1 protein-coding gene is annotated in these 769 nt (G+C 46.2%); it reads right to left on the bottom strand.

Going from position 1 to position 769, the window contains the following annotated elements; genetic code table 11:
* Window positions 1-769, bottom strand: a 769-nt coding sequence (locus A3729_RS32480; protein WP_369820100.1) for an esterase/lipase family protein, incomplete at both ends; no start/stop codon positions are given.

Raw genomic sequence — 769 nt, forward strand, 5'->3', positions numbered from 1 at the left:
CAAAATACTTGTTGAGTAGACTATTCTTGTTCGCCGATAGCGAGCCGCTAATGAAGTGATGCTGAGCATGCGCGGTAAAACTTCCACAGCGCACACTCTGCTCGTAGGGGTCATCACTATCCGCGCCACGTTTTTCTTTATTCAGATGGAGTAAGCCGTCCTTCAGATCTTGTATACCCTGGCTTCGAACGTCTATCCAGTCTGCCCAGTGACTAATGTAATCACGCGGGATATAGCGAACAATAGAACTGGTTAGGTGACCAAACTTCTCCAAGGGCGAGCCTTCATGAGGCGTGCCAATGTAATAACAGTTTGACAACAAACTTAGCCAATCTGCTTCGGCATCTTGCGCGAGTTTCTGGGCACTTCGTATTAACAAGCCTCCCATACTAAAGCCCATTAGCACGATCTCTTCTACAGGTATGGGGTATGCCTCAATGAGCTCTGAAAGTAGCCGAGTTAATTTTTGCCCATTATCTTTAATCGATAAGCCTGTGTTGTAACGCAAGTAAAAAGGCGTAAAGCCAAACTCTTCTTGTAAGCGTCGACCATAGTTATCTTTTTCACTTAGCGCTTCGTCATCATCACTTGAACGACCATTACTCGAGCTCTCCCCTTCACTTTCCCCACCGAGTGAGTCTGGTTTTAAGTCCCATATTGTTTCTAGATTGGTCAGCCCGTGGATGAGGACGATAATTTTGTTAGATAAGGCTTTTTCTGCTTTGACGCTCCCGGAACCTTGAAGCACCTGTTGAGCAAGCGTGTCATC

This window comes from Oleiphilus sp. HI0043, assembly GCF_001634935.1.